This is a genomic window from Sphingomonas sp. LH128 (genome assembly GCF_000293195.2).
Taxonomy (GTDB): domain Bacteria; phylum Pseudomonadota; class Alphaproteobacteria; order Sphingomonadales; family Sphingomonadaceae; genus Novosphingobium; species Novosphingobium resinovorum_A.
Map to the genome: position 1 here is coordinate 1 of NZ_ALVC01000411.1, position 1,781 is coordinate 1,781.

Annotated in this window: 2 protein-coding genes; both read left to right on the forward strand. The window is 62.4% G+C overall.

Annotated features, from left to right (window positions below):
- Nucleotides 1-231 precede the first annotated feature (231 nt).
- Nucleotides 232-1,335: a DNA polymerase IV gene (dinB, locus tag LH128_RS26850; protein ID WP_008832846.1), complete on the forward strand. Its 1,104-nt coding sequence runs from the start codon at nucleotides 232-234 to the stop codon at nucleotides 1,333-1,335.
- A partial coding sequence (locus tag LH128_RS26855; protein WP_008832847.1) for an alpha-ketoglutarate-dependent dioxygenase AlkB occupies nucleotides 1,332-1,781 on the forward strand: 450 nt, incomplete at its 3' end. The genes dinB and LH128_RS26855, both read left to right, overlap by 4 nt.

Genomic DNA, 1,781 nt, shown 5'->3' on the forward strand with positions numbered 1-1,781 from the left:
GAGCGTTGGCCGCTTGAACTGTACTGGGACGCGGCGCGCCAGGAGAACGAGATCGGACGCGCCCAAGGTGTGACTGCGGCATTCAATGGGATCGTGCGTCAATTGCGGCTTGCGGGCAGGTATGAGGAAGACGGGGTAGCGTAAGCGCAGAAGTCCTGTGCACGCGCCCGGCTGTCATCTGGTCACACATAAAATGTTCGTTATTTGTTCCAGTCATGCTATTGCCTGCGCATGGTCGACTCAGCCATCCGCAAGATCATTCACGTGGACATGGATGCCTTCTTCGCCTCCGTTGAACAGCGCGATGATCCATCCCTTCGGGGACGTCCGGTAGCCGTCGGGCATGGCGCATCCCGAGGTGTCGTCGCAGCTGCCAGCTATGAAGCGCGCAAGTTCGGCGTGAAATCGGCGCTTCCCTCGGTGACGGCACTGCGCCGCTGTCCGGAACTGATCTTCGTGCCGCCACGCTTCGAGGTCTACAAGGATGTGTCGCGCCAGATCCATGAAGTCTTTGCGCGCTACACCGACCTAATCCAGCCGCTTTCCCTCGACGAGGCCTATCTCGACGTGACAGCGAACAAAAGCGGTATCGAGACAGCCTGGAGGACGGCCAAGGCCATCCGCAAGGCCATCCTCGACGAGACCGGGCTCACGGCATCGGCGGGGATCTCATACAACAAGTTCCTCGCGAAGCTGGCATCCGACCATCGCAAGCCGAACGGACAGTTCGCTGTCACCCCGGATATGGGCGAAGCTTGGGTGGAGACGCTGCCGGTCAGTCGCTTTCACGGGGTGGGGCCGGTGACGGCTGAGAAGATGAAGCGCCTGGGTATCGAAACCGGTGCCCACCTCAGGGCAAAGTCGCTGGGCTTCCTGCAGCAGAACTTCGGCAGTTCAGCAGAATGGTACTTCGCGATCGCGCGGGGCGTCGACGATCGCCCGGTCAATCCCAACCGGGTGCGCAAGTCATGCGGGTCGGAAACGACGTTCGACCGCGACCTGACGGAGCCCGGTGAGATCGAGGCCGGTATCCTGAGGATGGCCGATGACGTCTGGCGCTGGTGCGAGGCGCGCGAAACCTTCGGGCGGACCGTTACGGTCAAGATCAAGTACGGCGACTTCCAGCAGATTACACGCAGCCGCAGTCAGCCCAGCGTCATCGTGACCCAGGAGAACCTCCAGCGCTGCGCCATCGATCTCGTACGCACGGTGTTGCCGCCGATAAAGGGGATCCGGCTGGTTGGCGTGACGGTGTCGAATTTCGGTGAGGCCCCGGCGGCGGATTTGGCCGCCGGGGTCGAGTTGCCGATTTTCGGCGAAAGCGAGGCGGCATGATGCTGGACCTGTTCGATACGCCCGTTCTGCCCGGTCTCGCCGAGCGGCCGGACATCATCGATCGATCGGAGGAGCAAATGCTGATCCGCAGGATCGACGAGAGCGATCTGAAGCCGTTCCGCTTTCAGGGCTGGACCGGCAAACGGTTCACCACATCATTCGGGTGGTGCTATGACTTCGAGGCGGGCAAGCCCATGGAAGCGCCGCCGATCCCGGACTGGCTGGAGCCGTTTCGTGATCGGGCAGCACATTTTGTCGGCCTTGCTCCCGATCTGCTGATCCAGGCCTTGCTGATCCGGTACGATCCAGGTGCGGGCATCGGCTGGCACAGGGATCGCCCGGTCTACGAGCACATCATCGGCATATCGCTCGGAGAGCCCGCGACGATGCGCTTCCGGCAACGGCGCGGCGAAGGCTTCGCGCGGGCCTCAATGCCTCTGGAACCA

Coding starts and splice junctions, on each gene's coding strand:
- dinB (WP_008832846.1), top strand. CDS start 232: ATGGTCGACTCAGCCATCCGCAAGATCATTCACGTGGACATGGATGCC.